General features: G+C 44.8%; 22 protein-coding genes and 1 tRNA gene. 17 read left to right on the top strand and 6 right to left on the bottom strand.

What is annotated here, in order from left to right; all coding sequences use genetic code 11:
• The first annotated feature begins 6 nt into the window (after positions 1–6).
• The 10 genes from BMZ56_RS15670 to BMZ56_RS15625 all read left to right on the top strand — a co-directional run bounded on the left by BMZ56_RS15670 (position 7) and on the right by BMZ56_RS15625 (position 13819).
• A complete protein-coding gene (locus tag BMZ56_RS15670; protein ID WP_090628276.1) occupies positions 7–2181 on the top strand; it encodes an IPT/TIG domain-containing protein in 2175 nt (724 codons plus the stop codon).
• 88 nt (positions 2182–2269) lie between these two features.
• On the top strand, positions 2270–3835 hold the full coding sequence (locus tag BMZ56_RS15665) for a Kelch repeat-containing protein (protein WP_090628275.1): 1566 nt from the start codon (positions 2270–2272) through the stop codon (positions 3833–3835).
• A 53-nt stretch (positions 3836–3888) separates the two neighbouring features.
• Positions 3889–4539, top strand: coding sequence for a hypothetical protein (locus tag BMZ56_RS15660; protein WP_090628273.1), 651 nt, complete (start codon positions 3889–3891; stop codon positions 4537–4539).
• 139 nt (positions 4540–4678) lie between these two features.
• Entirely contained in the window at positions 4679–5698 is a 1020-nt protein-coding gene (locus BMZ56_RS15655; RefSeq protein WP_090628272.1) for a hypothetical protein, read from the top strand.
• Positions 5699–5874: 176 nt separating this feature from the next.
• Positions 5875–6786 carry a hypothetical protein gene (locus BMZ56_RS15650; protein ID WP_177195170.1) on the top strand — a complete coding sequence of 304 codons (912 nt, stop codon included), beginning with the start codon at positions 5875–5877 and terminating at the stop codon, positions 6784–6786.
• 74 nt (positions 6787–6860) lie between these two features.
• On the top strand, positions 6861–9725 hold the full coding sequence (locus tag BMZ56_RS15645; protein ID WP_090628269.1) for a CHAT domain-containing protein: 2865 nt from the start codon (positions 6861–6863) through the stop codon (positions 9723–9725).
• 20 nt (positions 9726–9745) lie between these two features.
• Positions 9746–10813: a hypothetical protein gene (locus BMZ56_RS15640; RefSeq protein ID WP_090628268.1), complete on the top strand. Its 1068-nt coding sequence runs from the start codon at positions 9746–9748 to the stop codon at positions 10811–10813.
• A 1-nt stretch (position 10814) separates the two neighbouring features.
• Positions 10815–11156 (top strand): hypothetical protein, encoded by a 342-nt coding sequence (locus BMZ56_RS15635; RefSeq protein WP_090628266.1) that lies wholly within the window; start codon positions 10815–10817, stop codon positions 11154–11156.
• Between the two features lie 32 nt (positions 11157–11188).
• Positions 11189–13156: a tetratricopeptide repeat-containing sensor histidine kinase gene (locus BMZ56_RS15630; protein ID WP_177195169.1), complete on the top strand. Its 1968-nt coding sequence runs from the start codon at positions 11189–11191 to the stop codon at positions 13154–13156.
• A gap of 12 nt (positions 13157–13168) precedes the next feature.
• Positions 13169–13819, top strand: a complete 651-nt coding sequence (locus tag BMZ56_RS15625) for a response regulator (protein ID WP_090628467.1) — start codon at positions 13169–13171, stop codon at positions 13817–13819.
• Positions 13820–13890: 71 nt separating this feature from the next.
• Here BMZ56_RS15625 and BMZ56_RS15620 read toward each other — a convergent pair whose 3' ends face one another.
• Positions 13891–14748, bottom strand: coding sequence for a transposase (locus BMZ56_RS15620; protein WP_177195168.1), 858 nt, complete (start codon positions 14746–14748; stop codon positions 13891–13893).
• Positions 14745–15038 carry a hypothetical protein gene (locus BMZ56_RS25635; RefSeq protein WP_177195167.1) on the bottom strand — a complete coding sequence of 98 codons (294 nt, stop codon included), beginning with the start codon at positions 15036–15038 and terminating at the stop codon, positions 14745–14747. The genes BMZ56_RS15620 and BMZ56_RS25635 overlap by 4 nt, the downstream gene beginning before the upstream one ends.
• A 210-nt stretch (positions 15039–15248) precedes the next feature.
• On the opposite strand from BMZ56_RS25635, the gene BMZ56_RS15615 reads away from it, so the two are divergent.
• Positions 15249–15686: a hypothetical protein gene (locus tag BMZ56_RS15615; RefSeq protein WP_090628262.1), complete on the top strand. Its 438-nt coding sequence runs from the start codon at positions 15249–15251 to the stop codon at positions 15684–15686.
• 460 nt (positions 15687–16146) lie between these two features.
• On the opposite strand, the gene BMZ56_RS15610 is transcribed toward BMZ56_RS15615, so the two are convergent.
• Positions 16147–16219: transfer RNA gene (locus BMZ56_RS15610), tRNA-Met, on the bottom strand.
• A 113-nt stretch (positions 16220–16332) separates the two neighbouring features.
• On the opposite strand from BMZ56_RS15610, the gene era reads away from it, so the two are divergent.
• The 4 genes from era to BMZ56_RS15590 all read left to right on the top strand — a co-directional run bounded on the left by era (position 16333) and on the right by BMZ56_RS15590 (position 19547).
• Complete coding sequence (gene era, locus BMZ56_RS15605) at positions 16333–17211, top strand: GTPase Era (RefSeq protein ID WP_090628260.1); 879 nt, start codon at positions 16333–16335, stop codon at positions 17209–17211.
• A 70-nt stretch (positions 17212–17281) separates the two neighbouring features.
• Positions 17282–17848, top strand: a complete 567-nt coding sequence (locus BMZ56_RS15600; RefSeq protein WP_090628259.1) for a 30S ribosomal protein S16 — start codon at positions 17282–17284, stop codon at positions 17846–17848.
• A gap of 88 nt (positions 17849–17936) precedes the next feature.
• The gene (rimM, locus tag BMZ56_RS15595; protein ID WP_090628257.1) at positions 17937–18458 is read left to right on the top strand and encodes a ribosome maturation factor RimM; all 522 of its coding nucleotides are present in this window, start codon (positions 17937–17939) and stop codon (positions 18456–18458) included.
• Between the two features lie 132 nt (positions 18459–18590).
• Positions 18591–19547 carry a methylenetetrahydrofolate reductase gene (locus BMZ56_RS15590; RefSeq protein ID WP_090628256.1) on the top strand — a complete coding sequence of 319 codons (957 nt, stop codon included), beginning with the start codon at positions 18591–18593 and terminating at the stop codon, positions 19545–19547.
• 14 nt (positions 19548–19561) lie between these two features.
• Here the strand turns inward: BMZ56_RS15590 and BMZ56_RS15585 are convergent, their stop codons facing one another.
• A complete protein-coding gene (locus tag BMZ56_RS15585; protein WP_090628254.1) occupies positions 19562–21235 on the bottom strand; it encodes a glutamine--tRNA ligase/YqeY domain fusion protein in 1674 nt (557 codons plus the stop codon).
• Positions 21236–21322: 87 nt separating this feature from the next.
• Between BMZ56_RS15585 and BMZ56_RS15580 the strand changes: the two genes are divergently transcribed.
• The gene (locus BMZ56_RS15580) at positions 21323–22630 is read left to right on the top strand and encodes an FAD-dependent oxidoreductase (RefSeq protein WP_090628252.1); all 1308 of its coding nucleotides are present in this window, start codon (positions 21323–21325) and stop codon (positions 22628–22630) included.
• Between the two features lie 7 nt (positions 22631–22637).
• On the opposite strand, the gene BMZ56_RS15575 is transcribed toward BMZ56_RS15580, so the two are convergent.
• Positions 22638–23111: an Lrp/AsnC ligand binding domain-containing protein gene (locus BMZ56_RS15575; protein ID WP_090628251.1), complete on the bottom strand. Its 474-nt coding sequence runs from the start codon at positions 23109–23111 to the stop codon at positions 22638–22640.
• Between the two features lie 392 nt (positions 23112–23503).
• Here BMZ56_RS15575 and BMZ56_RS15570 point away from each other — a divergent pair, with 392 nt between their 5' ends.
• Complete coding sequence (locus BMZ56_RS15570; RefSeq protein ID WP_090628249.1) at positions 23504–24547, top strand: hypothetical protein; 1044 nt, start codon at positions 23504–23506, stop codon at positions 24545–24547.
• A 3-nt stretch (positions 24548–24550) separates the two neighbouring features.
• Here BMZ56_RS15570 and ruvC read toward each other — a convergent pair whose 3' ends face one another.
• Entirely contained in the window at positions 24551–25117 is a 567-nt protein-coding gene (gene ruvC, locus BMZ56_RS15565; protein WP_090628247.1) for a crossover junction endodeoxyribonuclease RuvC, read from the bottom strand.
• Positions 25118–25138 lie beyond the last annotated feature (21 nt).

Genomic DNA, 25138 nt, shown 5'->3' with positions numbered 1-25138 from the left:
TCAATTATGAAAAGGTATTTACTTTACCTCCTATTATTCGGCACGGTATCCGCGTGTAAAAAAGACAACCCGGGGCCAGACCCGTCGGAAACCGAAACCTCCATGGAAATGACCATGGGCGGACAGGATATCTCCATAGATGAAAACAAAATCCAGGCGTTCTATTATGCCGATAGCGGTGAACCGGATGGTGCACTGGAAGTCAGTGCGCAGTTGCCCGACGGCGAGCGGATGGTCTTTTTCCTAGACGAGACGACATCCAAAACCACGCAACTGAACCAGCAATTCCCCGCCGTCATCGGGTTGTCGGCCGATGGTTTCTCCGGTTTAGCTGTTGTGGATAAAAGTGGAAAAACACGTACATTGAACAAGGTGGCAGCAACAAAAGCCGCAAACACTGCCCAAACCCAAACTACCGTTACCGTGCCGGTGTACGTCAAGTACGTGACCAAGACGAATCAGCTCTTTGCCATATCCGGCAACATTACCGTAAAAATAGACGGTGATGACCTCACGTTCGAGTGGGATATCACCTTTAAGGACGCAGATGGCAAAACGTTCACGGCCAAGGGCTCGTCGACAATAAAGGATTACAAAGCCAACCTCAAACCGAGGTCGCAGATCAATAATCCGGGGGCTAACCTCACCATTACCGAGGTGATGCCCGACTACGGGAGCGCCAGCACGGAAGTCACCCTCAAAGGAACAGGATTCAGTGCCCTGCCGGACGAGAACAAGGTGAAATTGGGCGATAAGGTACTGACGGTCACTTCAGCGAGCAGTACCGAACTCAACGTGACCATACCCGAAGACGGTGTGCATGGGCACCTTTCCGTATCCGTTTTGGGGGCAACCGCAGAAAGTACAGCTGTGTTTCACTATGCGCCTATCGTGGAAGGCGCCGATAAAACAAGCGCGAAGGCAGGCGATGAGGTTACTTTAACGGGTAAGCATTTTGACACCGACCCGCGGCTGCTCGAAGTGAAAGTGGGCGACAAAGTCATGGAAATCATTAGCGCTACGCTGACCGAAGTGAAATTCAAGATTGTGGCAGGTACAGAAAGTGGTAAAATTACAATAGCCCGGAAAGGGAAAGGCCCCGTGGAAGGCCCCGAATTGGAAATTGCTACGACAACGCCGACGACAGGCATCCCGATAGAAGAGCTGTTTGAGGTAACGGAAGGTAACCTGACCATTGAGGAGATCCTACCCAACAATAACGAACATGGTGCCATGCTGGCGATGCAGATTGATGAAAAAAACCATATCCTTTATGCCTACAACACGCAAAATCTGGTGGCTATCAATCTCAATGACAAATCAGTCACACACATTTTAGATGCTTCCCACCCCATCATGAAAATGGACTTCCCGCTTACGCCCGCCCACGCCTTCATCCTACAGGCTATCTTTCCTGCGGGCGATGGCTACCTGTATGGTGCTAAGCATGCGGCACCCGCTATGTTTTCTACACAGAATGTCTTTAAGTTAAATGTAAATACCAAAGAATACAGCTTTTTGGGCACAGGCAAAGCATCCAATGCATCGGGTGTCAACGACATCTTTGTAGGCAGCGACAAACGGTTTTACATTCCGGAGTTCATTAAATACAATGGTACCAATTCTACGTACGGTATGGCGGTATACGATGAAAATTTAGCGAACATGAATCCGCTAACGGACAAGATTTATGCCCGCACGTATGAACTGGCGAAAGTGGTGCCTACGGGAGACAATCGTTTCCGCTTGGTTGGCTATAGAGGATATCCGGGAGACATACAGGTTTATCGTGATGTGGATAACGGCACTATCGGTGCCGAAGTTGAATGGAAAGCCCAGTTCGATGCCTTGCAGAACAATGGCGATGGTTGGATGCTCGGGATTGATCATGCTGGGGGTAATTTCTATGCCTTGTATGGCGATAACAACGATGTAAACGTAAATGAGTACCCGAAATTCACCTACAGTATCGGAGCCACCCACGGAAACGATGGCCCTTTTGAGCGGAAAGGAAGATTCAATATCATCAAAACCTTTGAAGAGGGTGGGAAAACCAAATATATGAGAGCTTACCACAGCTTATTTAATGTATTTGCGGCTGACAAAAACGGCAGTATCTATATGTTGGTACAGCAAGACGGCGTCCCCGGCGCAGGCGGTATTTATAAAATCAGTTTTTAATCAACCGGAAACAACGGCCAGCCATGGAGTTGGTCGTTGTTCTTTGAAATAGCCGCATTTGTTTTGGCTATTCTTAACAATTCAAATCATGAAACATAAATTCATCAGCACCAGGCGTACTGTTTTAATGGCAGGCCTACTCTTGATAGGGAGTATATTTACTTTAGGGTCCTGCAAGAAACTTTTTAATAACGACGACGAGCTTCCTTGCAACGGTGCAGAGATGAAACTGCCCGAAATTCCGGAAGGAACGCTGTTTACCCAACCCATAGATCCAAATATTACCAACCCGGTCATTGAAGAGATCATCACGCTCTATCCGGGCGAAACATTGAGCGCCAACTACAAAGGCGTGGGGGCAGGCGGGCTTGAGCGGGACTTAAGTGCCATGAAAGTCCGCTGGAACTTTGAACACGACAATTTGTTAATAAATCCCGAAACAGGGGCGTACTATCAAAAAGAAGAAATAGAACAAATGCCTTCTTTCCAGTATAATTTTTCTAAAGGATTTACCACCAATATACCGGATGACCAGATACAGAAAGGTGATATCATGACCTCATTTCAAGCGGTTATCACCAATAAATGTGGAGAGACAAACCCGATTACGGCGCATGTGCGAATAATAAATAGCGGAAACGTGATGCAACCGTTAAACGAGCTGTCGGGTATTGCCCGAACCGGGCATATTCAAGCCTTCCATAACAATAAGCTATATCTTCTATTTGGCAGTGGAGGGACGGAGAATTATTCCTATGATATTACGACAAGAGAACTGACACCTCTTCCCGCCATAGATTTCAGTCAATATGGGTTTGATATGAATAATCCGAATAGTAATGACAAAAAAGGCCTGGAACGGTCGCTATATAGCGGAACTCAATGGTACAACCCGTTTACGACGTATGCTCGGGATGGCGCTAAAGTTTATTTTGCTATGCCAAGGGAAGCTACTGGTCGAGATGACGTTTTATGGGAATACGATTTAGAGACCTTACAACTGTCCAAATTAGCCAGTGTCGACCGGAATGTTTATGATGCGACAGCGCCTGCTAACCCAGCGATTTGGAATTTGAAGTCTGCCGGAAAGATGACACTTTGGGATAATAGAATTTATTATTTCCCCTTATACAAGGATTTAGGTGAAGCTTATATCGGTGTATTTGACTTAAATACGAAGCAATGGAGCGATGAAGATATACGGGTGCCCACTGATGATTTGGTTCCTGCAATAATTTATCAAGGAAATCCGAATTTTGAAGCGCGTAGCTATTTCCAGTTGTTTTATGCACTTGATAATCAATTGAAGTTGGTTTTTGAAGGCAACAGGGAAGTAACCTATGATTTGAGTACAAAAGCCTTAACGGTTAAAAATTCGGATTATAAACATGTTGACATGGAAAAGCGTGCTACGGGCGGGTTTGTGCTTAATGGAGCATACTACTTCTTAGCCAATGAGAATCTTGGCGGTATCGTGCAGGATAATGCGTTCGTATTGTATAAGAAAAACACGGACGGTAGCGTAGAAATCGCCGATTTCATTGGCGGTGGCAATCGAAGTGACGGCAGACAATTTACGCCGGTAGGAAATACCGTATTTGTGGTAGGCACAAACTCCGTTCGCTATAACGCAGTCCGCTATTGGTTAGAATAATAGCCATTGGTAGGGTTATTTGATAGCTATATAGTGCAATTTGTCATAGGACAATGAAGCCATTTCATTCCATCATAGAACGGCCCTTACTATATTACCGTCAATGGGATTTCTTCATCTTTACGGTATTGACCTTGCTGTCGGTAGTGAACGGACAAAGCACCGTTTTCTATCTGCTCTACTTCTTTTGGTGGAATGAATTTGTTCGTTGGGTGGTGGACAGATTGTGCTACAAACGCAACAAAAATGCGGTGTATGAAATCACACGCAATAACAGTTTTTTTGAAAGCCTTTTTCTGATGGGGGTTTATTGGGTGTTTTTGGTCGTGATTTTCGGGTTTATAGCCGCTGTGGACAGTCCGGATGCTGTAATAATCACCAATATGGAGGTATTGATGTTCCACAATTGGTTTTTCAATATCAATCTGATTTTTGTTCTGTTAGAACGCTGGTATCTGCACCAGACACAGCAACCGCTACACGTTTACTTTGATGCGTTCAATCCCAACACAATCGTGCTTCACGTTTCGATCATCGTGGGCGGCGCATTGATGTTTTTTGTAGTCAGAAACTATCCCGAAATATTCACGCCCGAAAACCGTTGGGGTTCGGCACTCATCATCTTACCCTTTTTGCTGTTGCGGATGTTGATGCAAAAACTGACCACTTCGGATAACATTATTCAAAAGCAAAACAACAGTTAAGCCCAAATACTCCGTAAAATGAAAGCAACAATCACACGGCTACTTATCCTTTTTACAAGCATTGCCACTTATGGGCAGAAAATAGATGGGTCAATGCTCCGATGAATCCCATAGTCTTAAAATATCAAATTCCAGTAGCATGAAAACAATCAACAATGTTATCCAAATATGCTTATCCTCTTCCTTGGGAGGGGTGAAGGGATGTTTTCTTCTCTTTACCCTCGGTTTTACTGCCACGGCACAGGAACTCACCAAGCCAGAAGATTTCGATCTGCCTGCAAACACCGAAATGGCATTAGAAATCACAGGTAGTTATAGCGGTGATAAACAGATATTTAGCCAAACAGGTGGTGAGGAATATCGTTTCAACAGCGAAGGGAAACTTGCACAGCTTAAAAAAATGATCACCAATAATATGGCTACCCAAGATGTCTACCATTATAATGCCGATGGACAGCTTACAAAGATAGACTACATCTTTGGCACCAAGGATGGAGGGATGTCTTCAAGTTCTACTACGTTCTCCGTCGAAAAAAAAGATAAAGAAATCACCTACAAGCGCAGGGCGGACAAAGGCTATACCGCCAGAACCGTCGCCTATTATAACGCGGCAGATGAATTGCAAAGCAAAAATTTCTACGATGCAAAGGTAGAACCGTGGAAGAAAATCGAATATAACGGAACAAAAGAATATCGTGTCAAAGAGTTTAAAGACAACAAAATAGTGTCCGACATTATTTATCAAAACAATGACCAAGGGAAATTAGTAAAACAACTCAAATTTACGCAGCCCATGGAAAGAAAAAGCAAGGAAGAACTCACCACGTACAGCTACAACGACAAAGGCGACCTTGAAACAAAGCTGGTGCATTATGACAACCAACAAGGTGAGACCCCCAAGGTGATGGATATCCACGTGACAGAATATCTGTACGATGGCGACATCTGGGTAGCACGTGTAGCATACAGGCATCTTTACTATAGCGACCCCAGTTGGGTAGAAGTGACGATACGCAGAATCAAGACCGCAGATAAGATGTACTCGGCAAAAGATGAAAAAGCCATATTGGATTTTTGCAAACAAGTCTATCAGCATTATGTGGCTACAAAAAAACAAGCACAGCCACCAAAAAATGAATACAATGAACCCGAAAAATGATGTGATCAGAAAGCCATTGATAAGTTTGTTTAATGCAGCGTAAGATGACAACCAACCCGATGAAAGAAAAGTTACCACTCAATGAGCAAGATATCAAAAAGCTGTGGAAGCACCTGTTGCCGACCGTACTGTTTCCGTTTGTAGCGGCCGGAATGTTTTATGCTTTCTTTTCGTTTTTGGGTAATGATGCCGATACCGGCTTTTTGCAGGATGGTGTTTCACGTTACATACTCGTTGGCTTTAGTGTGTTATTCTTTGGCGTTGTTGCCTATATGATCTGGAGCTATGCTATTGACCTGCGGAGAGGTTTCAAATACCGGATAGGGGGCAAGATAACCGATAAAAAACTAAATGTACGTACTTCTACTACACATCCCTCCCACGGTAAAACAGGCAGTGTCAGCAGTAGCGGTTCCACCTCGCGCCACTATTATGTAGCTATAGATGGTGTGCAATATTCCATAGAGCAGGAACATTACGGGAAATTAAAAGTAGGTGCGGCTATAACAATGGAAAAAGCACCAAAATCTCACGTTACCTTATTTTTAGAAGTCGGCAATGCCAATGAATTACCGCCCGAAAAATCAACAGAAGCAGATGACGAGAAACGGAAGTTTTTGAGCAGCACACCGAGAAAAGTATATTTTACACAAGACGATTTCGAGGCATTGAAAAGAGGGTTTTGGGGCAAAGCAAAATTCAGATTGATTGTCATATCGGCAATGGCATTTTTTATTGTGCCGTTTATGGTGGGCGATATGCAGATTATGTTAGTTTTCCTGTTTCCGTTGATGCTGATTGCGGTATATCAATTTTGGAAATTCAATAAGGAATGGAGGTTATACTACCGTAACAAGCAATATGCTTACAAAGAGGGTATTTTCGCTATTGTACAAGACAAATCTAAATACTCACATAACGGCAAGCGTTCAAATAATGTGGAAACTTCGGCGGGAACTATTAAGGTGAATGACCAGCTGTATGGAAAATTAAATGTTGGTGATCAAATCATTTTATACAAACCCGCCAACGGCAATCTGGTTTTGAGTGTAACCAATGCTGGCAACGAAGAAATTTATGTGGCGTAATGAACAACAAGTATGAAGCCGCTGCCTATCAAACCGATACATCAACTCATTCATTTATATAAAACCTGTCAACTATGCGTTATTCAATTATCTTTTTTCTCTTAGTGGCTCATGGTCTGGCGTTCGCGCAGGTTGATATTCCTCCCGTCAAAATGGAATCCCATCCGGATTATACGGCCTATCAACAAGCGAAACAAGCTAAAAATCCGACACTTGCCTTGCAGGCGGCTGCTAACCTGATTGAAACCTATCCAGGCAATGCGCTGGCTTTTCAATTGGTTGCACGTGCTTTTTATGACCTTAACAAGCCGGAGGACGCGGTAGCATTTTCCAAATGGGATGTAGCCTATAACAGCTATGATGGTGGTGGAAGCTTCTATGGATTTATGCACGCCGTATTCGCGAATCAGCCGTTGGAAGCGGAACAGTTTATCAGGAATTTACAAACACTGGGGCAGGATGCTGCTGGTATGCAGCGAGATTATCAAAGTTTGAACGGATACCTCAATTCGCTCGCCAGCTACACGCCTCTTTCGGTTACGGTGCAGCAGGCAAGAGGCTATCTGGCAAATTACGAAGAGGAAAGCATCAAACGGGCAAAGGCAACTTTTGAAAACTTGGCTTCGAGCTTGGGAGCTACTTATGGAGATATTGCCAGCAATGAAAAATCAGCTCAGATTTTGACAGATTGGGTTGCGGCGGAGGAAGCCGTGCAACAAGGACTGATTTCCCGAACGCTATATGTCGATGCGCTGGTGAGCATTGCGGGGATGTCCGAAAAAGTAAACTTCACATTCGGACAGCAACTGGAGCCCCATTTGGAAAAGATCGTTTTCGACCAGAGCAACTATAATCTAGCCTCCCGATATCGGGCTTATGAGCGACTGGCAAGAGTGCAGGCGGCTTTAAAACGGTGGGACAAGGTAGAGACTTCGTCTAACCTGATAACGTCTGCACTGCGGAGTAACCTGCCGTCGTCTGCTACCATAGCCAAGGTGTATTATTACCTGACGATGGCATTGACCGAACAAAGAAAATATCAGGACGCTGCTGTACTTGCGGATGCCTATGCAGCTACATTGCCTAAACTAAAATCGCCAGAATATATAGCTGAAGCCTATAATGTGTTGCTGCGTGCGTATGCGTTCAATAAAGATCTGGACAAAGCAAGGGCTGTTGCACAACAAGCAGAAAATTTCCTTAAAACGCCTGGGATAGATCAATTTGATTATGTGCAGCTTGTGAAGAACGGTATAGCCACTACCGCGAAGATCGTTGGTGATGAGGCCGTGGTCGCTACGGGTAATGCCTACAATGATGGTGTAACGCTCGTAGGGCAAAAGAAATATGCCGAAGCAGCTGTGCAGTTTGAAAAAGCGAGAGCAGAAGAGGTCCAATTGCTGGATAACATGGACCTGTTAGCACAACGTGGCTATCTCGATAAATTCCAGCGAATAAATGGCTTTTTGGCGGGAGCGTACTATGAAACCAAACAATTCGAAAAAATTTATGATGTTATCGAGTCAAACCGTATGTACACCTTGTTGAATGACAAGCGCAGTGTCAAAAAGCAGCTGCCATTAAAAGAATTGCAGGCCATTCTTGGTGAAAAAGAGGCTTATTTGTCTTTTATCGACGTGTCGAAAGGGACAACGTATGACGGCACGTATCTGATGTGTTTGGTTACTAAAGACAACGTGATTGTCAAATATAACCGTTCGGCAGGTGCCTTTGACGATTTGTTGACTAATGAGAAAAGCCAACTGATTGAACTGGAAAAAGAACGGGCAAAGATGGAGTTTAGGGCAGTAAATCTGGACTACCTGACTGGAGTGAAAACTCGCATACCCAACACTTTTGCCAAAGGCGAATTCAAACTGATGACCCAGTATCTGCGTAAACACATGGAAGCTGGGGTAGTAGATGGTCGCTATGTGTTTTATCAAAAAGAAAATGTAGCTGACTTGTTGAACCGCTTCTACCACACGTTTATCAGCGGACTGGATGTTGATCTTTTTACGGTTGACAAATTGATGATCAGTCCGGAAGGCCTGATAGCAACCATTCCGTTTGACGCCTTGGTGGATGACAACGGCCATTACCTGGCAGAGCGGTTTGAGATTGGCTACATCCCGAATGCCGCCATGCTATATACGTTGAGAAATCAGCCTAACAAGACCTATGAAATAAATGTATTGGGGTTTGGCGGGGCTACTTACGATCTGTATTCCGCTCCGAAAGCACCGCTTAACTCTATCGGAGACCTTGAAAAGCTCCGCTATCGGGTCAGAGAAGATCTGGGAAAGGGACAACCGCTTGATTATGCTTTTGCCACTTTTCAGGGAGATAAACCCATGTCTTATTTGGAAGGCGGGCGCAAAGAAGTTGTGGTCATTGAGGAGATTGTTCAGAAAACGGAAACCCGTTTAGATGACCGGATGACCGAAAATGAACTCAAAAAAATGAGTGCTGCTGGCGAACTAGGGAAATATCGCGCAGTACACCTCTCCAGCCATGCCAGTGTACATCCCTATGTGTTCGATTTGAGCGGTATTGCGATGACCGTAAAGTCGGAACCCGTTCATGGTGAAGACGGAATGCTGGTCGTGGAGGAGCTGGAGAAGTTGAACCTGCCTGTTGACTTTGTCATGCTCAGTGCCTGCCAAACAGCACTGGGGATCGAATCGCCGGGCGACGGTATCAAAGGATTCAATCAGGCACTTTTCAACGCAGGGGCTAACAGTACGCTTACGTCATTGTGGAGCGTGAGCGACTCGGGAACCATGTATTTGAGCGTGGAATTGTACAACCGCATATTTAATCATGCCATGGAGACCTCGGCGGCATTGGCGGACGTAAAACGTAATTTTATTAACGGTAAATATGGCGATCAAACCCACCCGTATTTTTGGGCACCTTTTATTTACACCGGATACTGACCCTTACTTGAATAGCGTTTATGAAAGCGATAGTACATCACATTTTCGGTACAGCACTTTTGCTGATGGCGCTTGGCTTTTCCCAAAAAGCCTTTGCCAATGCCGCACAGCCGGGCATTTGGAACGCAGGCGGCACCGTCTTTACGATGCTCTATCCCCAAGACAGCCTCACGTTCAAAAAAGTGCAGATGCAGCAGGAACGCATTTACATTCAGCTCTACAAAGGCTATGCGGTGGTAAAAGGCACTTACCTGTTCCGCAATACCACGGGCGAACCACTCCGCTTCAAAATGGGCTATCCTGTTAATGGTATTTACTATGGTGGCGAAGTTGACGGCAACGAAGTGACGCTCGACAGTTTGAGCCGATTTAAAATCAGCGCCAAAGACGAATGGTTGCCTTTATTGAAAGAAGCCCATCCCGAACTGAACAACGACAATAAAAGTTCGATACCGTCAAGCGATAACTGGATGGTATGGGAAATGGCATTCGCACCCAACGAAAGCCAATCGGTAGCAGTTTATTTTATCGTGAATACCAACAATGCAGGTGTGCGAAGCGGATATAATTACGAACGAAAAAACGCTTTTATCTACTTGTTGGAAAGCGGAAACGTATGGCACCAACCGATTCAGAAAGGAAACTTCTACGTACAGCTAATGGAAGGTCTTACCCCGAAAGATGTGCAGGGCTTGTCGTCGGGCTTCGGGTTCCGTTACAACGAGACACATCAACTGTACAGCGGTACGAAAACCAATTTTTCGCCCACACGCAAAGACAATCTGGTAGCAACCTATTACGAACGCAACGAAACCTTTTCATTTGAAAAAATCATCACACAATCCGACAGTTTATTTGCAAAGGTTGACGAATTGAGCAATTTGCTATTAGAAACCCTCATGTACACCGAGGTCAAAATCGGCGACCCCTATGCTGTGGAAACCACCTTTTGGGGTGTTTTTCCTGCTTTGCTGACCCTGTTTGTGCTTTCCGCACCGTTTATCATCGGGGTTATTGCCGTGGTCATCATCGTTTGGGCAACCGTGAAATGGAATAAAATCAGAAGAAGAAAATACAAAGGAGTGTAATATGATAGAATTAGCCCTATTATTTATCGTGATTATCGGATTGTTATGGATTGTTGTACAAGAGCTTCAACACTTCTTTGAAACATACAGCAGTTTGGATGAAAATATTTATGCCACCGATTTTGAAAATAAATTGAAGAAACTAAAAGCTATCACTTCCTGGCAGGAAGCCAATAAAGAAATCAATAGCGTAATAGCAAAGCGATTAGCGGAAATGGAACAGAAAATTCCAGTTTCACAAACACAGAACGAAGACCCCGAAATGCTGGCTTCCGCATTCAAACAAGTACTTCATTCTTCATTAAACTTGCTAAAAGGAACGGAATATCACAGCGAACGTTGAAATAAAATGCCTATTTTTAGAAAATGTGTTCAATGAAACAGCTTTTCAAGTCAGTAACGGTGTTGGTACTGTTCGGTACAATCTCTCATCTTGCCGTTGCCCAAACCTTTCAACAAGAAATTGCAACCCTAAAGGCATCACTACCTGAAAAAAAAGGTGGCGATAAAGTGCTGTTTTTAAAGGATATCGCAATGAAGTTTCGTTCTGTGAATGTGGATAGCGCCAAATTTTATACCGATATGGCGTTTAAGGAGGCCGAATCCATAAATAGTGATTATTATAAGGCGAGGATATGGGTTACCTACGGTATTTTTTCTCATGATGCGAGCAAGCCTAAGGAAGCATTAGCTTATTATCTAAAAGCACAGCCCATTTTAGAGGTGTCAGAAGAATATTATGCACTGGGGAGCCTCTATACAGGTATATCAAATGCCTATGAGGTTCTTACCGAACTTGATAAATCTGTCGAATACCAATTTAAAGCGCTAGATAACTTTATCAAAGCAAAAGACAGCCTATGGATTGCAGGTTCCTACCTCAATTTGGGTAATAGATACAGATTAATTGCTGAACCCGATTTGTCCCTTAAATACTATCTAAAGGCTTTAGAAATATATCAAAAATTAGGAAATAACTATTATATAGCGGTGAGCTATAACTGTATATCCGCAGCCTATCTGGACAAAAAGCAGTTCGATAAGACCTTTGAATTTGCCAAGAAATCGTTGGAGGGTTACGAGGCCATTGGGGCAAGGTTAGACAAAGCATACCCATTGACGAATATGGCCTTATCCAGCTGGAAAGCTGGAAAACTGGAAGATGCAGAGCAATATTATGTACAAGCTATCGAAATTCAAAAGGAAAGAGAAGACCGGTTTTCTATTTTTCATTTGAAGAATGACTTGTCCAACATATTGTTGGAACAAGGAAATATACAGGAAGCCGAAAAATTGGCTTTAGCTACCTTTAAAGAAGCCGAGCAAATAAATTATATTCCAGCTATTGATGTGCTGTCAAGCGCATTATCCCTTATTTACGAAAAAAAGAAGGATTACCCAAAAGCCAATGCTTATCTTAAGAAGTTTATAACGGCTAGAGATAGCCTCTATCTGTCAGAAAAAGCAAAGGAAATGCTCAACCTCAAAGAAAAATACGAAGCAGCCGAAAAGGAAAAACAAATTCTTCAACAAAAGGCGGAAATCACAGACCACCAACTTGCCCTCAAAAACAGAAGCTTCTGGATTTTCGGGTTGGTGGCATTGGCAATTATTATTGGGCTGATCGGCTTTTTGCTGTACAAACAGCAGGTGCTCAGAAATATCCAGCAACAAAAAGACAACGACCTGAAGCTGGCATTGGAAAAAATCGAAAGCCAGAACCGCTTGCAGGAACAGCGATTGGCTATATCGAGGGATTTACACGATAATATCGGGGCGCAGCTTTCGTTTATCGTATCGGCAATCGATACCATTAAATATTACATTGCCGACAAGAACGAAAAACTGACAGGAAAGCTGGATAATATCGGTGCATTTGCCAAAGAAACCATACAGGAACTGCGGGATACCATCTGGGCGATGAACAAAGCGGGCATCACCCTCGCGGATTTGCAGTCCCGCATCGCCAACTTCATCGAAAAAGCCAAACAGTCCCAACTAAAAACCCATATTGCGGTTGTAGTGGACGAAAGCATCCCGACAGATTTGAAATTCACGGCATTACAGGGGCTCAATATTTTTCGTATCATTCAGGAAGCCACCAGTAATGCCTTGAAATATGCCGAAGCCAGTCATGTTAACATCCTTGTTTCCAAAGAAGGCAATGGCATTCGGTTTACTGTCCGCGACGATGGGAGCGGGTTTGTGGAAAATGAAGTGGAAGCCGGAAACGGGCTGCAGAATATGCGGAAACGGGCAGGGGAGTTGGGCAGTGAGCTGGAATTGCTGCCCGTGCTGGGCGAAGAAACAACCGTTACCTTCAAGGTGGGCCTGCCGATATGATCGTTCATGGTGATGAAAACAAGAATAGCTATTATCGACGACAATAATTTCCTGATAAAAAGTATCAAGGAAAAACTTTCATTTTTCGAAGCTGTTTCGATTTCCTTTACCGCCAAAAATGGGCAGGAGTGCATGGATCGGTTGGAAGAAAAGCCTCGAACAGCGTTGATCTTGATGGATATTGAAATGCCGGGACTCAACGGCATCCAAGCCACGGCGTTGGTCAAGCAGAAATATCCGCACATTAAAATCCTTATGCTGACCGTTTTTGACGACGATGACAACATCTTCCGGTCCATACAGGCCGGAGCCGACGGCTATCTATTGAAAGATACCGCGCCGCAAGCGCTCTATGATGCCATTACCCAAACGTTGGCGGGCGGTGCGGCGATGACGCCGTCCATTGCCCTGAAAACCCTTAACCTTTTGCGTGCCCCCCTGTCTTTGCAAAACGATGACGTGGATGAGACCATAAAACTCACCAGCAGGGAAACCGAAGTTTTGGAACAGCTGTCGAAAGGGCTTCCTTATACTTCCATTGCAGCCAATTTGTGCATTTCACCCTCCACCGTTCGCCGGCATATCGAAAACATTTACCAAAAATTACAGGTGCATTCTAAAACCGAGGCCATTGCATTGGCCAAGAAAAACCGGATGATTTGATAAAAGCGGAATAAACGGCAGAAATCCGGTCGTTTTTTCGTACCATTGTAATCTCAATAGTTAGTTAATTTTTAAGCGGCAATAGTGCCGTATAGTAATAGTTCTTTGACAAGTTTCTGATTTTTCTTCAAGTGTGGGTTCACCCCAAAGGTTGAAAAAAATCTATCCATGAGTAAAGCGTTGTGGTTCATCGTCTTGATGTCTGCCATCGAGAATGAGGCACGCTTCTCTTTGGGTATGCTGAGCCAATGCGCGGCTTTGGCGACATTGGTTGCGGTCAATGCCAGATTGAAATGGAAGTCGAGTTTGTTCTCGCTCCTTGCCTGGCAGTTCTCCAGCCCGGTGAACTGTTTTGCGTCGCGGTAGATGAACTCGATCTGGAAGCGTAGGCGGTAGTATCTTACGATCGTTACGGCATCCATCTCCGTATCGGTTGAGAAGCACAGCTTGTGCGTCTTGCCGAAAGGTACCCTGACCACGCGGACGTTACGTTTGAGTGAGACGGCATAGACCACGGCTGTGGTGGCCAGGGTTCCGTCCGCCAGTTCCACATCATGAAAATAGCCGGCCTTGATGTCCTTGTGGTTGACCTTGCCCTCGTACACCTGGGGTCTTCCACGACCGGGCTTGCGTGGGCCGGTGTAGCGGTATTTCAGGTTGGCGTCATCGCGCATCCTGCCCACGAACTGGAAACCGGCCCCGCAGACCGCGTCGATGAACGGCTTCTTGGTGAACCATGCGTCAGCCACGGCAATGCTGGACAGTTCCAGGAGCTGCCCGGCATGGTCGGTGAATGAGTCCGCGTAGATCCCGGCCAGCGACTTTCCGGGATGGTTGTCGCTCAGGGTCTGGCAGGCATCCAGATGGAATCCGGTGTGGCCCGCCACGTCGATGGCCGCCACGCCCAGCATTTCAAGCCCGCGTTTCATGCGCGCTGCCTGTCCCGACCAGAAATAGCCGATGCCGGGCGTCTTCCTGCCCGATTTGGCGATGAAGCTGGGGTCAAGGGCGATGATGTAATGCCCGCTGCCGTGCTGCCTGACCAATCCGCTGTTGAAAGCATGAAATCAAATGGCTTCTCGAATTGGATACGGTACCGCCGTTCGCTATATTTGCCGTACCTTTCCAGCTGCTGGAAATTGATCCGGCCCTTTATCGAAAGGAACAGGGTAACGGCCTCGACCATGAAACGCTGCCTGCATGCGTTGATATTTTTCATATTAGTCAATACGTTGATTATCAGTGTTTTGTATAGATTATACCCCTTGGTGACCATATCTTATAGAATCGTGAGAAAATCCTATTAAGATACTGAAAATCAAGGGTTTATTAAAAATTTTCAACCATTATTTATCCACTATTTTGCTGTAAATCAGAAACTTGTTTGTTCTTTTAACGAAGTATTGTAATCTAACTAATCACATCATTTATGAAGAAGACAATCAAACCCATTGTGTGGTATTCTATGACATTTCTGGCTACCGTTTTTTGTGCCTGTAAGAAAAGCAGTGTCGATGACGATCCAGTCATCATGTACCTCCGCATTGTGAACGACACCGATAGCAGCATACCCAATAACATGCTTACCGGTCCGATTACCGTAAAGGCCCTGCCAAACAAGGCCAGTACTAATTTTGACGGCGAGGAACGGGTAGCCGATTTCGGAACGATAGCCGTAGGCGAGACCACGGCATATAAAGCCGTAAGCAATATGTTCCTCCTTGAAGTTAACGGAGCGCCCTTCGGAGAAGACGGCTTCGGCGTCAGTTCACCGCCTTCAACCCAATGGACCTTAAAAATACAAGGTGTGCAGGAATGGGAGGGGGAAGATTACGTATATGCATGGGATTTAGCGGCTGATTTCTAATGCTTGTTATCCACTGGCATCATGAATACGGGAAAAGTGCCGCGAGCTTTATTTATCATTAAGCTTAGCATTGTTTCAGTAGTTCAGGATGCCCTGTACCTGAAGTTGGGTTGTCAGCGATTTCGATAATGAATTGTGAAATTTTCTTTTGAGCGACCAGGTTGCCGCTTTTCTTGATGCATCCAATTCTATACCCTCCCGACTGGCAAGAATTCACCTTTCGCTTCGGCTTCTTCGATCAAACCCATTGTGTGACTGACTTGGGATTATTGTCTAGGTTGATAGCCCTTGGCTGAATCAAACGGGTATATACGCTCAAGGCATCACCTACAGCAAGAAAACAGATGAAAGTCGAACCTCAAGAATAAATTTGCTGTTTTTGTATGTAGCTTATATTCAGAATATTATAACAAAAAGAAAAGGCTTCCAGATGTACATCTAAAAGCCTTTTTCTCTGTAGTAGCGGGGATTGGACTCGAACCAATGACCTTCGGGTTATGAGCCCGACGAGCTACCAACTGCTCCACCCCGCAATGTTTCCTATGTAAGATCCGAACAATCGCTGCCGGATTTTTTAATTCCTATTCCGAATTGGACTGCAAAGATATAATTTGTTTCTTTGTAAACCAAATCAATTTTTAAAAAAATGTCTCATAAAGCTGGATTTGTTAGTATCATCGGAAAGCCAAATGCAGGTAAGTCTACCTTAATGAATGCGTTAGTGGGGGAGAAGATGTCTATTGTGACGCCAAAAGCGCAGACAACACGGCACCGCATCATTGGGATTGTCAATGAACCGGAGTACCAGATCGTCTTTTCTGACACGCCCGGCGTGATTAAACCCGCTTATACACTGCAGGAATCGATGATGAGTTCCGTACAGGGATCGCTGATTGATGCCGATATTATCCTGTTGGTTACGGATATCCATGAAAAGTATGATGAAAGCGATGTCATTGAAAAACTGAAAAAGACCGATTCACCGGTAGCCATACTCATTAATAAGATTGATAAATCGACAGAAGACGAGGTTAAACAGAAAATAGGATACTGGCAGGAGCTCGTTAATCCCCAGGCGATTTTTGCAATATCGGCCTTGCATGGGCACAATATAGCCGCGATTATGCAGTTTATTTTAGATCGTCTTCCGGAACACCCGCCATACTATGAAAAAGATTCACTCACCGATCGGAATGAACGTTTTTTCGTGTCGGAGATCATCCGGGAAAAGGTATTTAAACTGTATGAAAAGGAAATCCCTTATAGTACCGAAGTTGTTATCACCGCATTCAAGGAAGAAGCGGCCATTACGCGGATCAGTGCAGAAATCATTGTAGAGCGAGATTCACAGAAGAATATCATCATCGGTAAAGCGGGCAGTATGATTAAGAAAGTGGGCACCTATGCGCGGGAGGATGTCGAGGACTTTCTGCAAACCAAAGTGTTTTTGGAGCTGTTTGTCAAGGTAATCCCCGATTGGCGGAAAAAAGATAATTACCTGAAGCGATTTGGTTATGAGCAATAATTTACCTATCTTTGCAGCCCCGCAGCACAGCGCTCCGGGGTTATGTTGAATACATATTTTAAAAAACAGAATGGCAGTTAAAATCAGATTGCAAAGACACGGTAAAAAAGGAAAGCCTTTTTACCATGTAGTAGTTGCCGATTCGCGTGCTCCGCGTGACGGTAAATTCATTGAGCGCATCGGCTCATACAATCCCAATACCAATCCGGCAACGATCGATTTGAATTTCGATAAAGCCCTTGATTGGTTGAACAAAGGTGCGCAACCCACAGATACCACCCGTGCGATTTTATCGTACAAAGGAGTGCTTTATAAAAAACACTTGCAGGGCGGTGTGAAAAAAGGTGCTTTTGATGAGGCGGCGGCCGACGCCAAATTTGAAGAGTGGCTGGGTGCAAAAGAAGCCAAAATCCAAGGCAAAAAGGACGGATTGGCTCAATCCAAAGAAGAAGTGAAAAAAGCAGCCCTAGCTGCGGAAGCTAAGAAAAAAGCAGAAATAGCTGCGGCTGTTGAAGCGAAGAATACGCCTCCCGCTGAAGAAGCTCCTGAGGCGGCCGAAGAAACTCCCGAAGTTGAAGCTGCTACGGAGACAACCGAAGAGGCTCCAGCTAGTGAAGAAACAAAAACGGAAGAGTAATCGAAGTATTCTTCCAACAAAACAAACCGCTCCAGGAGTCATTCCTAGAGCGGTTTTTGTATTGGATTAAATCGAAACTACCTATTGGATGGAATTGACAGAGAGTTTTTATATCGGTTATATCAGCAAAACCCGGGGGCTTAAAGGGGAAGTGCAGCTGTTTTTTGAGTTTGAAGATTACGAAGCGCTGCAATTGGATGTGCTTTTTTTGGAAATCGACCGGAAACTTGTTCCGTTCTTTGTAGATAGCCTAAAAATCCAAGCCAATCGTACGGCTTATCTATTCCTGGAAGATATTGATCACATCGATAAGGCCCAGCCTCTTGTTCGTAAGAAAGTATACCTACCTAACGATAAGCTGCCCGAACGCGGCCCCGACGATTTTCGGATGACCGACCTGAAAGGGTTTACGGTAGTTGATTCACTCCACGGTGAACTAGGTGAAATCGTCGAAGTACACGAATATCCCCAACAATATATCGCCGCAGTCGACTATAAGAATGGTGAACTGATGTTTCCATTAAATGATGAACTGATCGTTTTGGTTGATCAGGAAAAACGCCTGTTGCAGGTAAACTTACCGGACGGATTGGTGGATGTGTATTCGTGATAAACAATCAAGAATAATTCGCTTTACATATAAAAGTGGACTCAGCGGAGCGATCTGATTGATGCAAAAAGAATATTGTCCAATATCAATAATTTGTCTAAGTTTGGCGGCTGCTTAGTCAGGCTCAATGAAATGAAAGTAACGGAACACATTAAGAACGCAAAGGGCAAAACGTTATATTCGTTTGAGATCTTGCCCCCTATAAAAGGTCAGAGTATTCAGTCCATCTTTGATGCGATTGACCCCCTGATGGAATTCAATCCGCCTTTCATCGACGTCACGTACCTGCGCGAAGACTACATCTATAAACAACATCCCAATGGGTTGCTGGAGAAGGTCGCCTATCGGAAACGTCCCAGTACAGTGGCAACCTGTGCCGCCATCATAAACAAGTATAAAGTGGATGCGGTGCCACATCTGATCTGTGGCGGTTTTACCAAGGATGAGACGGAAAATGCACTGATCGACTTACAGTTCCTGGGGATTGATAATGTGTTGGTGCTACGTGGCGACGCGCGGAAAAGTGACAGTTCCTTTATTCCTACACCGGGTGGACATGCATATGCTTCCGACCTGCTCCAGCATGTGGTTAACATGAATAACGGAAGGTATCTGCATGAAGATATGGAAAATTCCGAAAAGACAGACTTTTGTATCGGCGTGGCAGGATATCCCGAGAAACATTTTGAGTCGCCGAACCTGAGTACGGATTTTCAGTATTTAAAAATGAAGGCTGATCTGGGAGCTGACTTCATCGTCACACAGATGTTTTTCGATAACAGTAAGTATAAAGCCTTTGTGGATCGGTGTAGGGAAAACGGTATACATATTCCGATTATTCCCGGATTAAAACCGCTGACTAACAGTAAACAACTGGTTAGCCTGCCCAAAACATTCCATCTGGATATTCCGCTTGAGCTCAGTGAAGCCGTGCAGGCATGCAAATCTGAGCATGACGTCCGTGAGGTAGGTGTCGAATGGATGATCGAGCAATGCAAGGAACTCAAGGCCATGGGAGCACCGGTATTGCATTTTTATACCATGGGTAATCCCAAGCCTACGAAACGTATTATTCAAGCCGTTTTCTAGCCCTCATTATTTCTTTATTCTTTACGCAGTTCCTTTGCCCAGGTATCCCGGAGCGTTACCGTTCGGTTAAATACCAACTTATCGGCGGTAGTGGTTTTACTATCCAATGTAAAATACCCCTTGCGGATAAACTGGTAGCCCTTGCCCGGAACGGCATGGAGCAAATCGGGTTCTGCATACGCATTTTTGATGATTTGCAGGCTGTCGGGATTAATGGTCGACTTAAAATCGGTTTCCGCGGCTGGATTTTCTACGTTGAAGAGCCGGTCATACAGCCTTACTTCTACGGTTTTTGCGTGGGGCACACTCACCCAGTGGATGGTGCCTTTTACTTTGATCCCGCTGGTATCCTCGCCGCTTTTGGATTCGGGTAGATAGGTGCAGTGGATTTCGGTTATGTTTCCCGCGGCGTCTTTTACAACGTCTTCACACTTGATAATATAGGCGTGTTTGAGCCTTACCATCAGGCCGGGAGCAAGCCTGAAAAATTTCTTTGGGGGATTCTCCATGAAATCTTCCCGCTCGATCCATAGCTCGCTACTGAACGGTATGCTGCGTTCTCCTTCTCCTCCCTCAGCCTCCGGGTTGTTTTCGCCAGTTAACGTTTCCGTTTGCCCTGCCGGATAGTTGGTGATCACCAGCTTGACCGGATCAAGCACGGCCATGCGTCGCCATGCCGTTTGGTTCAGATCTTCCCGGATGCAAAACTCCAATAGCCCTACATCAATGATGTTTTCGCGTTTAGCCACGCCAATGCGTTCGCAGAAATTGCGGATGCTGGCAGGCGTATATCCCCGTCTGCGCAGTCCGCTGATTGTGGGCATGCGGGGGTCATCCCAGCCGTCTACATATTTTTCGTTAACCAATTGGAGCAGTTTCCGCTTGCTCATCACCGTGTAATTGAGGTTGAGGCGGGCGAACTCGTATTGTTTGGAAGGGAAAATTTCCAATTGGTCGATCAACCAGTCATATAAAGGGCGGTGCGGTACGAATTCCAATGTGCAGATGGAATGCGTAATATTTTCGATCGAATCACTTTGTCCATGCGCAAAATCATACATGGGATAGATGCGCCACTTGTTGCCGGTACGGTGATGGTGTGCGTGTTTGATGCGGTACAGCAGGGGGTCGCGAAGGTGCATGTTAGGGCTGGCCAAATCAATTTTGGCTCGCAACACTTTGTCTCCGTCGGGATACTTTCCGTCGCGCATTTCCGCAAACAGCCGGAGGTTTTCCGCCACGCTCCGGTCGCGATAGGGGGTGGGTTTACCGGGTTCTGTAGGGGTGCCTTTAAATGCGGCGATTTCTTCCGACGAACTGTCATCTACATAGGCAAGCCCCTTTTCGATAAGCTTCACCGCAAATGCATACAAGGTTTCGAAATAATCGGAAGTATAGAGCTCTTCTGCCCATCGAAAGCCAAGCCATTTGATGTCGTTTTTGATGCTTTCTACATATTCCGTTTCTTCGGTGACGGGATTGGTGTCGTCAAATCGCAGGTTGGTTCGGCCGTTGTATTTTTGAGCTAACCCGAAGTTAAGGACGATTGATTTGGCATGTCCGATGTGCAGGTAACCATTGGGTTCCGGCGGAAAGCGCGTTAGCACCTTTCCGGCGTGTTTTTCGTTACGGATATCTTCCTCGATGATTTCCTCGATGAAATTGAGTGATTTTTCGTCATTTAACATACCGCAAAGGTAATTATTAGTTTTGATCAAAAAATAAACCTTACTGAAGCATTTATGTCTAAATTTACGTCTTCATGAATCAAAGCTATGCATACTAACAAATTACGTTTGTCTTTTTGTCTGTTCCTGATCTTGCCATTGGTGGGCCTTGCGCAGAAAAAACGTCCTCAGGTATTGGTGTACGGGTATGGAGTGGATGCTTATGCTGCCGCAGTCCAGTCTTCTTGGTCAAACTTGAATACCGTTTGGGTGGTTAACGGGGATAAATTGATGCCAGAATTGACCTCAGAGATCATTTCCATTGCTTCGAATACAGGATTGGATGCAGGTATTTGGGCCAACCTGTTGGCAAAGACACTACGGCATGATAAGCCCAGCGACTCGTTATCAGCCATTGCCAAGCGGCGGATCAATCCGAGGATCGTGCAGAATGTGGTTGACAGTGTGTTGAAGGCCGCCAAAAACCTGACTGTTGTTGAACAAGGACAAGTCCGCTCCATAAAGAAATCAGGAAAAGATTGGCGCATTGAGCTGGAAGACAGGCGCAGTTTTAAAGTTAGGGCCGTAGTCGATGCTTCGAAGGACGCTTATCTGTATCAGTTGGCCGGAGGAACTGCCGACAGCATTACTACCCGGGAGGTCGTGCCAGACGCGTATTTCCGATCTGCGAATTCCGGTGATCTCTTTCGTACAGGGGTGGCAGTGGGTGATTTGGGTGGTCAAGCATTTACATTACCGTTATCGGGATTGATACCGGGCGATGATAGTAATTTGTTTTTGACCCAACGAACACCTGTCGTTCAGCATTTGCTTACGAGCGATGAGAAAGATATTCCTTTATTGATGCATGTTGGGCAGGCTGTAGGGGCGGCGGCGGCGTATGTTGCTTTTTTTAAAACGACCTCTGATAAGGTGGATGTGCGAGACATACAGGGGGAGCTGCTGAAATACGGCGCCAGATTGATGCCATTTAGCGATATAACGATAGAAGAACCCTATTTTTTGGCCGTTCAACGGATTGGTGCCACGGGAATGCTGGCTGGCAGAGCCGACGAGGACGGTCGTGTTTATTTTGATGTCGATAATGCAGTAACGGCAGCTGAAATCAAACCGGTCCTGAATCAGCTTTTTTCGAGAAGCCAGATATGGTTTATTGACCATGCCGATGTCGATACATTGACGTTGGCGGACGTGTTCAGTTATATTAAGTTTGTCGGTCAACGGGGAAACGAACTGGAAGGCCAGGTGCAAAAGAACTGGAAGAGGCGTTTTCATTTTGAAGATGAATACGATGAAAAACGCATCGCAACCCGTAAATATGTGGCGGTACTATTGGATGCGTATTGTGGCCCTTTTTCTGTTAAAGTGGGGCTAAACGGAACGATTCAACGGTAATGTACTGTCAGGTCAAACTGATCTGACGCTTGATGCTTTCTTCCAATGAGATGATGGTCTCTGTACGCTGTATGCCCTTCACTGCCTGAATATCTTCGTTCAGGACTTTGCGAAGATGGGTAGTATCCCGGCAAACGATTTTTGCGAACATACTATATGTGCCCGTGCAATAATGTAATTCGACCACTTCCTTTACCTGTTTTAATTGCTCGACAGCATTATTGTATTGGGATCCTTTCTCCAAATAGATTCCTAGGAATGCTGTAATGTCAAATCCGACTTTTTGAGGGTTGATTGTGAGGTTTGATCCTTTTATTATCCCTAATTCTTCCATCTTTTTCATTCTGACGTGTATTGTTCCGCCAGAAACTATTAATTTTTTTGCTATTTCTGTATAAGGTATTGATGCATCGTTCATTAAAATGGATAAAATTTGTATATCCAAGTTGTCAAGATCTAAATTTTCGAACTTCTTTTCCATAAAAAATGATATTTATTTCAATATATCTCAAAATTAATTGAAAAAAACGTAAAAATTCAATTTTTTCTATAAAAAAACTTTAATAATTCAATATTATTATTACTTTTGTATCAATCGATCAGCGAAAAGGTGAAAAATGTTGATCAATAAGTTGCCCTCCCTCAATTTAATATAGGTTTATAATTGGTTAGCGTAGAAGCTCCTCTCCCAAAGGAGCTTCTTCCTTTTTAATACAGTTAGTTTTCTCCATTTCAAGCTTGCAGTAATAATCTGTTTTTATTGAAAATTTCTCAAAAATATAGACTAAATCCGGTTCATTTATGAGAAATTTTCAATTTTTTAGATGCTCCATTTAAAAATGTATCTTTACTTAAAAAATAGTCGTTGATAAAATGAAAACCGATGATGTAAAAATCTCCCGCAAAAAGCCCATTTATGGGGTATCTCCTGCACTACAAAAGTACCTGCGTGCTTATCAGCGCGATGCGCGAATGCCTATTGGCTATGCAAACCTGTTAGATTTTTATGAGACTGTTCCGGTAATCGACAAGAATGGAAAGGATACGTTATGGGAAACGCCCTTATATCCTCCTCATGTGCAAGAGACCTTATATAACGGATTGAAAATTATTTACGCGGAACTCAAGGCATCGGGGAATATACGGGTTGTAGAACATAAGTACATCGATCGGGTAGAATACTGTAGCTTCGGTAATACCCATCCCTTCCGGATACGCATTGTCAACCGGTTGAATGATGTATACGATTATTTTTATATAAAGCAGGCCGACGCATCCAGAATATACGGATTGGAGTTGGAGCAGATTATTTCGCCGAATCCGGTAAATTATATCGTAGCAGGCCAAACGCTTGTGGAAGAACATATTGTCGGTATTCCGGGCGACGTGTTTGCTCGTTCATTGATGGATAATCCCGATTATAATCCGAAGCGGATTGCTAAGGAGTTTGTTAAATTCAACGAACGGTGTATCATTACCTTGCTGGGTGATATGCGGTCGTATAACTTTGTGATGCAGATCACTCCCGATTTTGATGATTTTCAATTTCGGATCCGGGCAATCGATTTTGACCAGCAGTTCTATGAGGGAAACCCCAAGATATACATGCCGCAGTTTTTTAAGGATAACCTAGCGTACGTGCAGTTGTGTATGGAGCACCTAACCGAACGGACCGTATCGCAATACCAGCAAGAAGAGCGCTCGTCCATTGTACATCGTGTACGCAGTGAACGCCATCGGATTGCCGCCTTGCGCGACGTCTCCAATACCGAAGAGTTGTCAACGCTGGCCAATGTGAAGCAGCTTAGGGAAGGCTATGCAGCGTATTACGGAAACGACCAGTACCTGAAATGCCGCACCATGACAGACATTATCGAATTAAATGTCAAAAATGTAATTAGGCAGGTGAAATTATAGGGGCTAGCGTAGCCGATCTGCGTTATCCCTGATAAAGTCCTTCCAACCGGAGTAGCTTTTTGCTGCCCCTCCCCGTGAATTGTTTTGGAATGCGTGGCACACCGCTACGGCCAACCCGTCTGTAGCATCCAGAAATTGGGGCGTCTCTTCAAATTTGAGTAACGTTTTAAGCATGGCGGCCACTTGCTCTTTGCCCGCATTGCCATTACCGGTGACAGATTGCTTGATTTTCCGCGGGGCATATTCGAAAATAGGGATGTCACGGTTTAGCGCAGCGGCCATGGCGACACCCTGTGCACGGCCCAGCTTGAGCATTACCTGGATGTTTTTGCCATAAAAAGGTGCTTCCAGGGCCATGCAATCTGGCTGATATTGTTCAATCAGCGCAGTCGTTTTTTGAAAAATGTGCTGCAGCTTCAGGCCGTGGTCAGACAGATGGTCCAATTTGATGACCCCTAGGCTGATCAGGGATAGCTGTTTACCGATTTCCCTGATAAGACCGTAGCCCAATACAGTTGTGCCCGGGTCAATTCCCAATATAATCCGTTCCGAATCCGCCGACTTTTGCATCCTGCGAAATTAGGGTTTTCG

This window comes from Parapedobacter indicus, from assembly GCF_900113765.1.
GTDB classification, from domain to species: Bacteria; Bacteroidota; Bacteroidia; order Sphingobacteriales; family Sphingobacteriaceae; genus Parapedobacter; species Parapedobacter indicus.
The sequence above is the reverse complement of the archived record's forward strand: the minus strand, read 5'-3'. Positions and strand labels throughout refer to the sequence as shown.

What these genes read in the sequence shown, in the direction of transcription:
- BMZ56_RS15640 (WP_090628268.1), top strand. Translation starts at nt 9,746, where the DNA reads ATGAAAGCGATAGTACATCACATTTTCGGTACAGCACTTTTGCTGATG.
- BMZ56_RS15660 (WP_090628273.1), top strand. Translation starts at nt 3,889, where the DNA reads ATGAAGCCATTTCATTCCATCATAGAACGGCCCTTACTATATTACCGT.
- BMZ56_RS15600 (WP_090628259.1), top strand. Translation starts at nt 17,282, where the DNA reads ATGGCAGTTAAAATCAGATTGCAAAGACACGGTAAAAAAGGAAAGCCT.
- BMZ56_RS15620 (WP_177195168.1), bottom strand. Translation starts at nt 14,748, where the DNA reads ATGAAACGCGGGCTTGAAATGCTGGGCGTGGCGGCCATCGACGTGGCG.
- BMZ56_RS15625 (WP_090628467.1), top strand. Translation starts at nt 13,169, where the DNA reads ATGAAAACAAGAATAGCTATTATCGACGACAATAATTTCCTGATAAAA.
- BMZ56_RS15635 (WP_090628266.1), top strand. Translation starts at nt 10,815, where the DNA reads ATGATAGAATTAGCCCTATTATTTATCGTGATTATCGGATTGTTATGG.
- BMZ56_RS15615 (WP_090628262.1), top strand. Translation starts at nt 15,249, where the DNA reads ATGAAGAAGACAATCAAACCCATTGTGTGGTATTCTATGACATTTCTG.
- BMZ56_RS15580 (WP_090628252.1), top strand. Translation starts at nt 21,323, where the DNA reads ATGCATACTAACAAATTACGTTTGTCTTTTTGTCTGTTCCTGATCTTG.
- ruvC (WP_090628247.1), bottom strand. Translation starts at nt 25,117, where the DNA reads ATGCAAAAGTCGGCGGATTCGGAACGGATTATATTGGGAATTGACCCG.
- BMZ56_RS15575 (WP_090628251.1), bottom strand. Translation starts at nt 23,111, where the DNA reads ATGGAAAAGAAGTTCGAAAATTTAGATCTTGACAACTTGGATATACAA.
- BMZ56_RS25635 (WP_177195167.1), bottom strand. Translation starts at nt 15,038, where the DNA reads ATGAAAAATATCAACGCATGCAGGCAGCGTTTCATGGTCGAGGCCGTT.
- BMZ56_RS15570 (WP_090628249.1), top strand. Translation starts at nt 23,504, where the DNA reads ATGAAAACCGATGATGTAAAAATCTCCCGCAAAAAGCCCATTTATGGG.
- BMZ56_RS15670 (WP_090628276.1), top strand. Translation starts at nt 7, where the DNA reads ATGAAAAGGTATTTACTTTACCTCCTATTATTCGGCACGGTATCCGCG.
- rimM (WP_090628257.1), top strand. Translation starts at nt 17,937, where the DNA reads ATGGAATTGACAGAGAGTTTTTATATCGGTTATATCAGCAAAACCCGG.
- BMZ56_RS15590 (WP_090628256.1), top strand. Translation starts at nt 18,591, where the DNA reads ATGAAAGTAACGGAACACATTAAGAACGCAAAGGGCAAAACGTTATAT.
- BMZ56_RS15630 (WP_177195169.1), top strand. Translation starts at nt 11,189, where the DNA reads ATGAAACAGCTTTTCAAGTCAGTAACGGTGTTGGTACTGTTCGGTACA.
- BMZ56_RS15585 (WP_090628254.1), bottom strand. Translation starts at nt 21,235, where the DNA reads ATGTTAAATGACGAAAAATCACTCAATTTCATCGAGGAAATCATCGAG.
- BMZ56_RS15645 (WP_090628269.1), top strand. Translation starts at nt 6,861, where the DNA reads ATGCGTTATTCAATTATCTTTTTTCTCTTAGTGGCTCATGGTCTGGCG.
- BMZ56_RS15665 (WP_090628275.1), top strand. Translation starts at nt 2,270, where the DNA reads ATGAAACATAAATTCATCAGCACCAGGCGTACTGTTTTAATGGCAGGC.
- era (WP_090628260.1), top strand. Translation starts at nt 16,333, where the DNA reads ATGTCTCATAAAGCTGGATTTGTTAGTATCATCGGAAAGCCAAATGCA.
- BMZ56_RS15655 (WP_090628272.1), top strand. Translation starts at nt 4,679, where the DNA reads ATGAAAACAATCAACAATGTTATCCAAATATGCTTATCCTCTTCCTTG.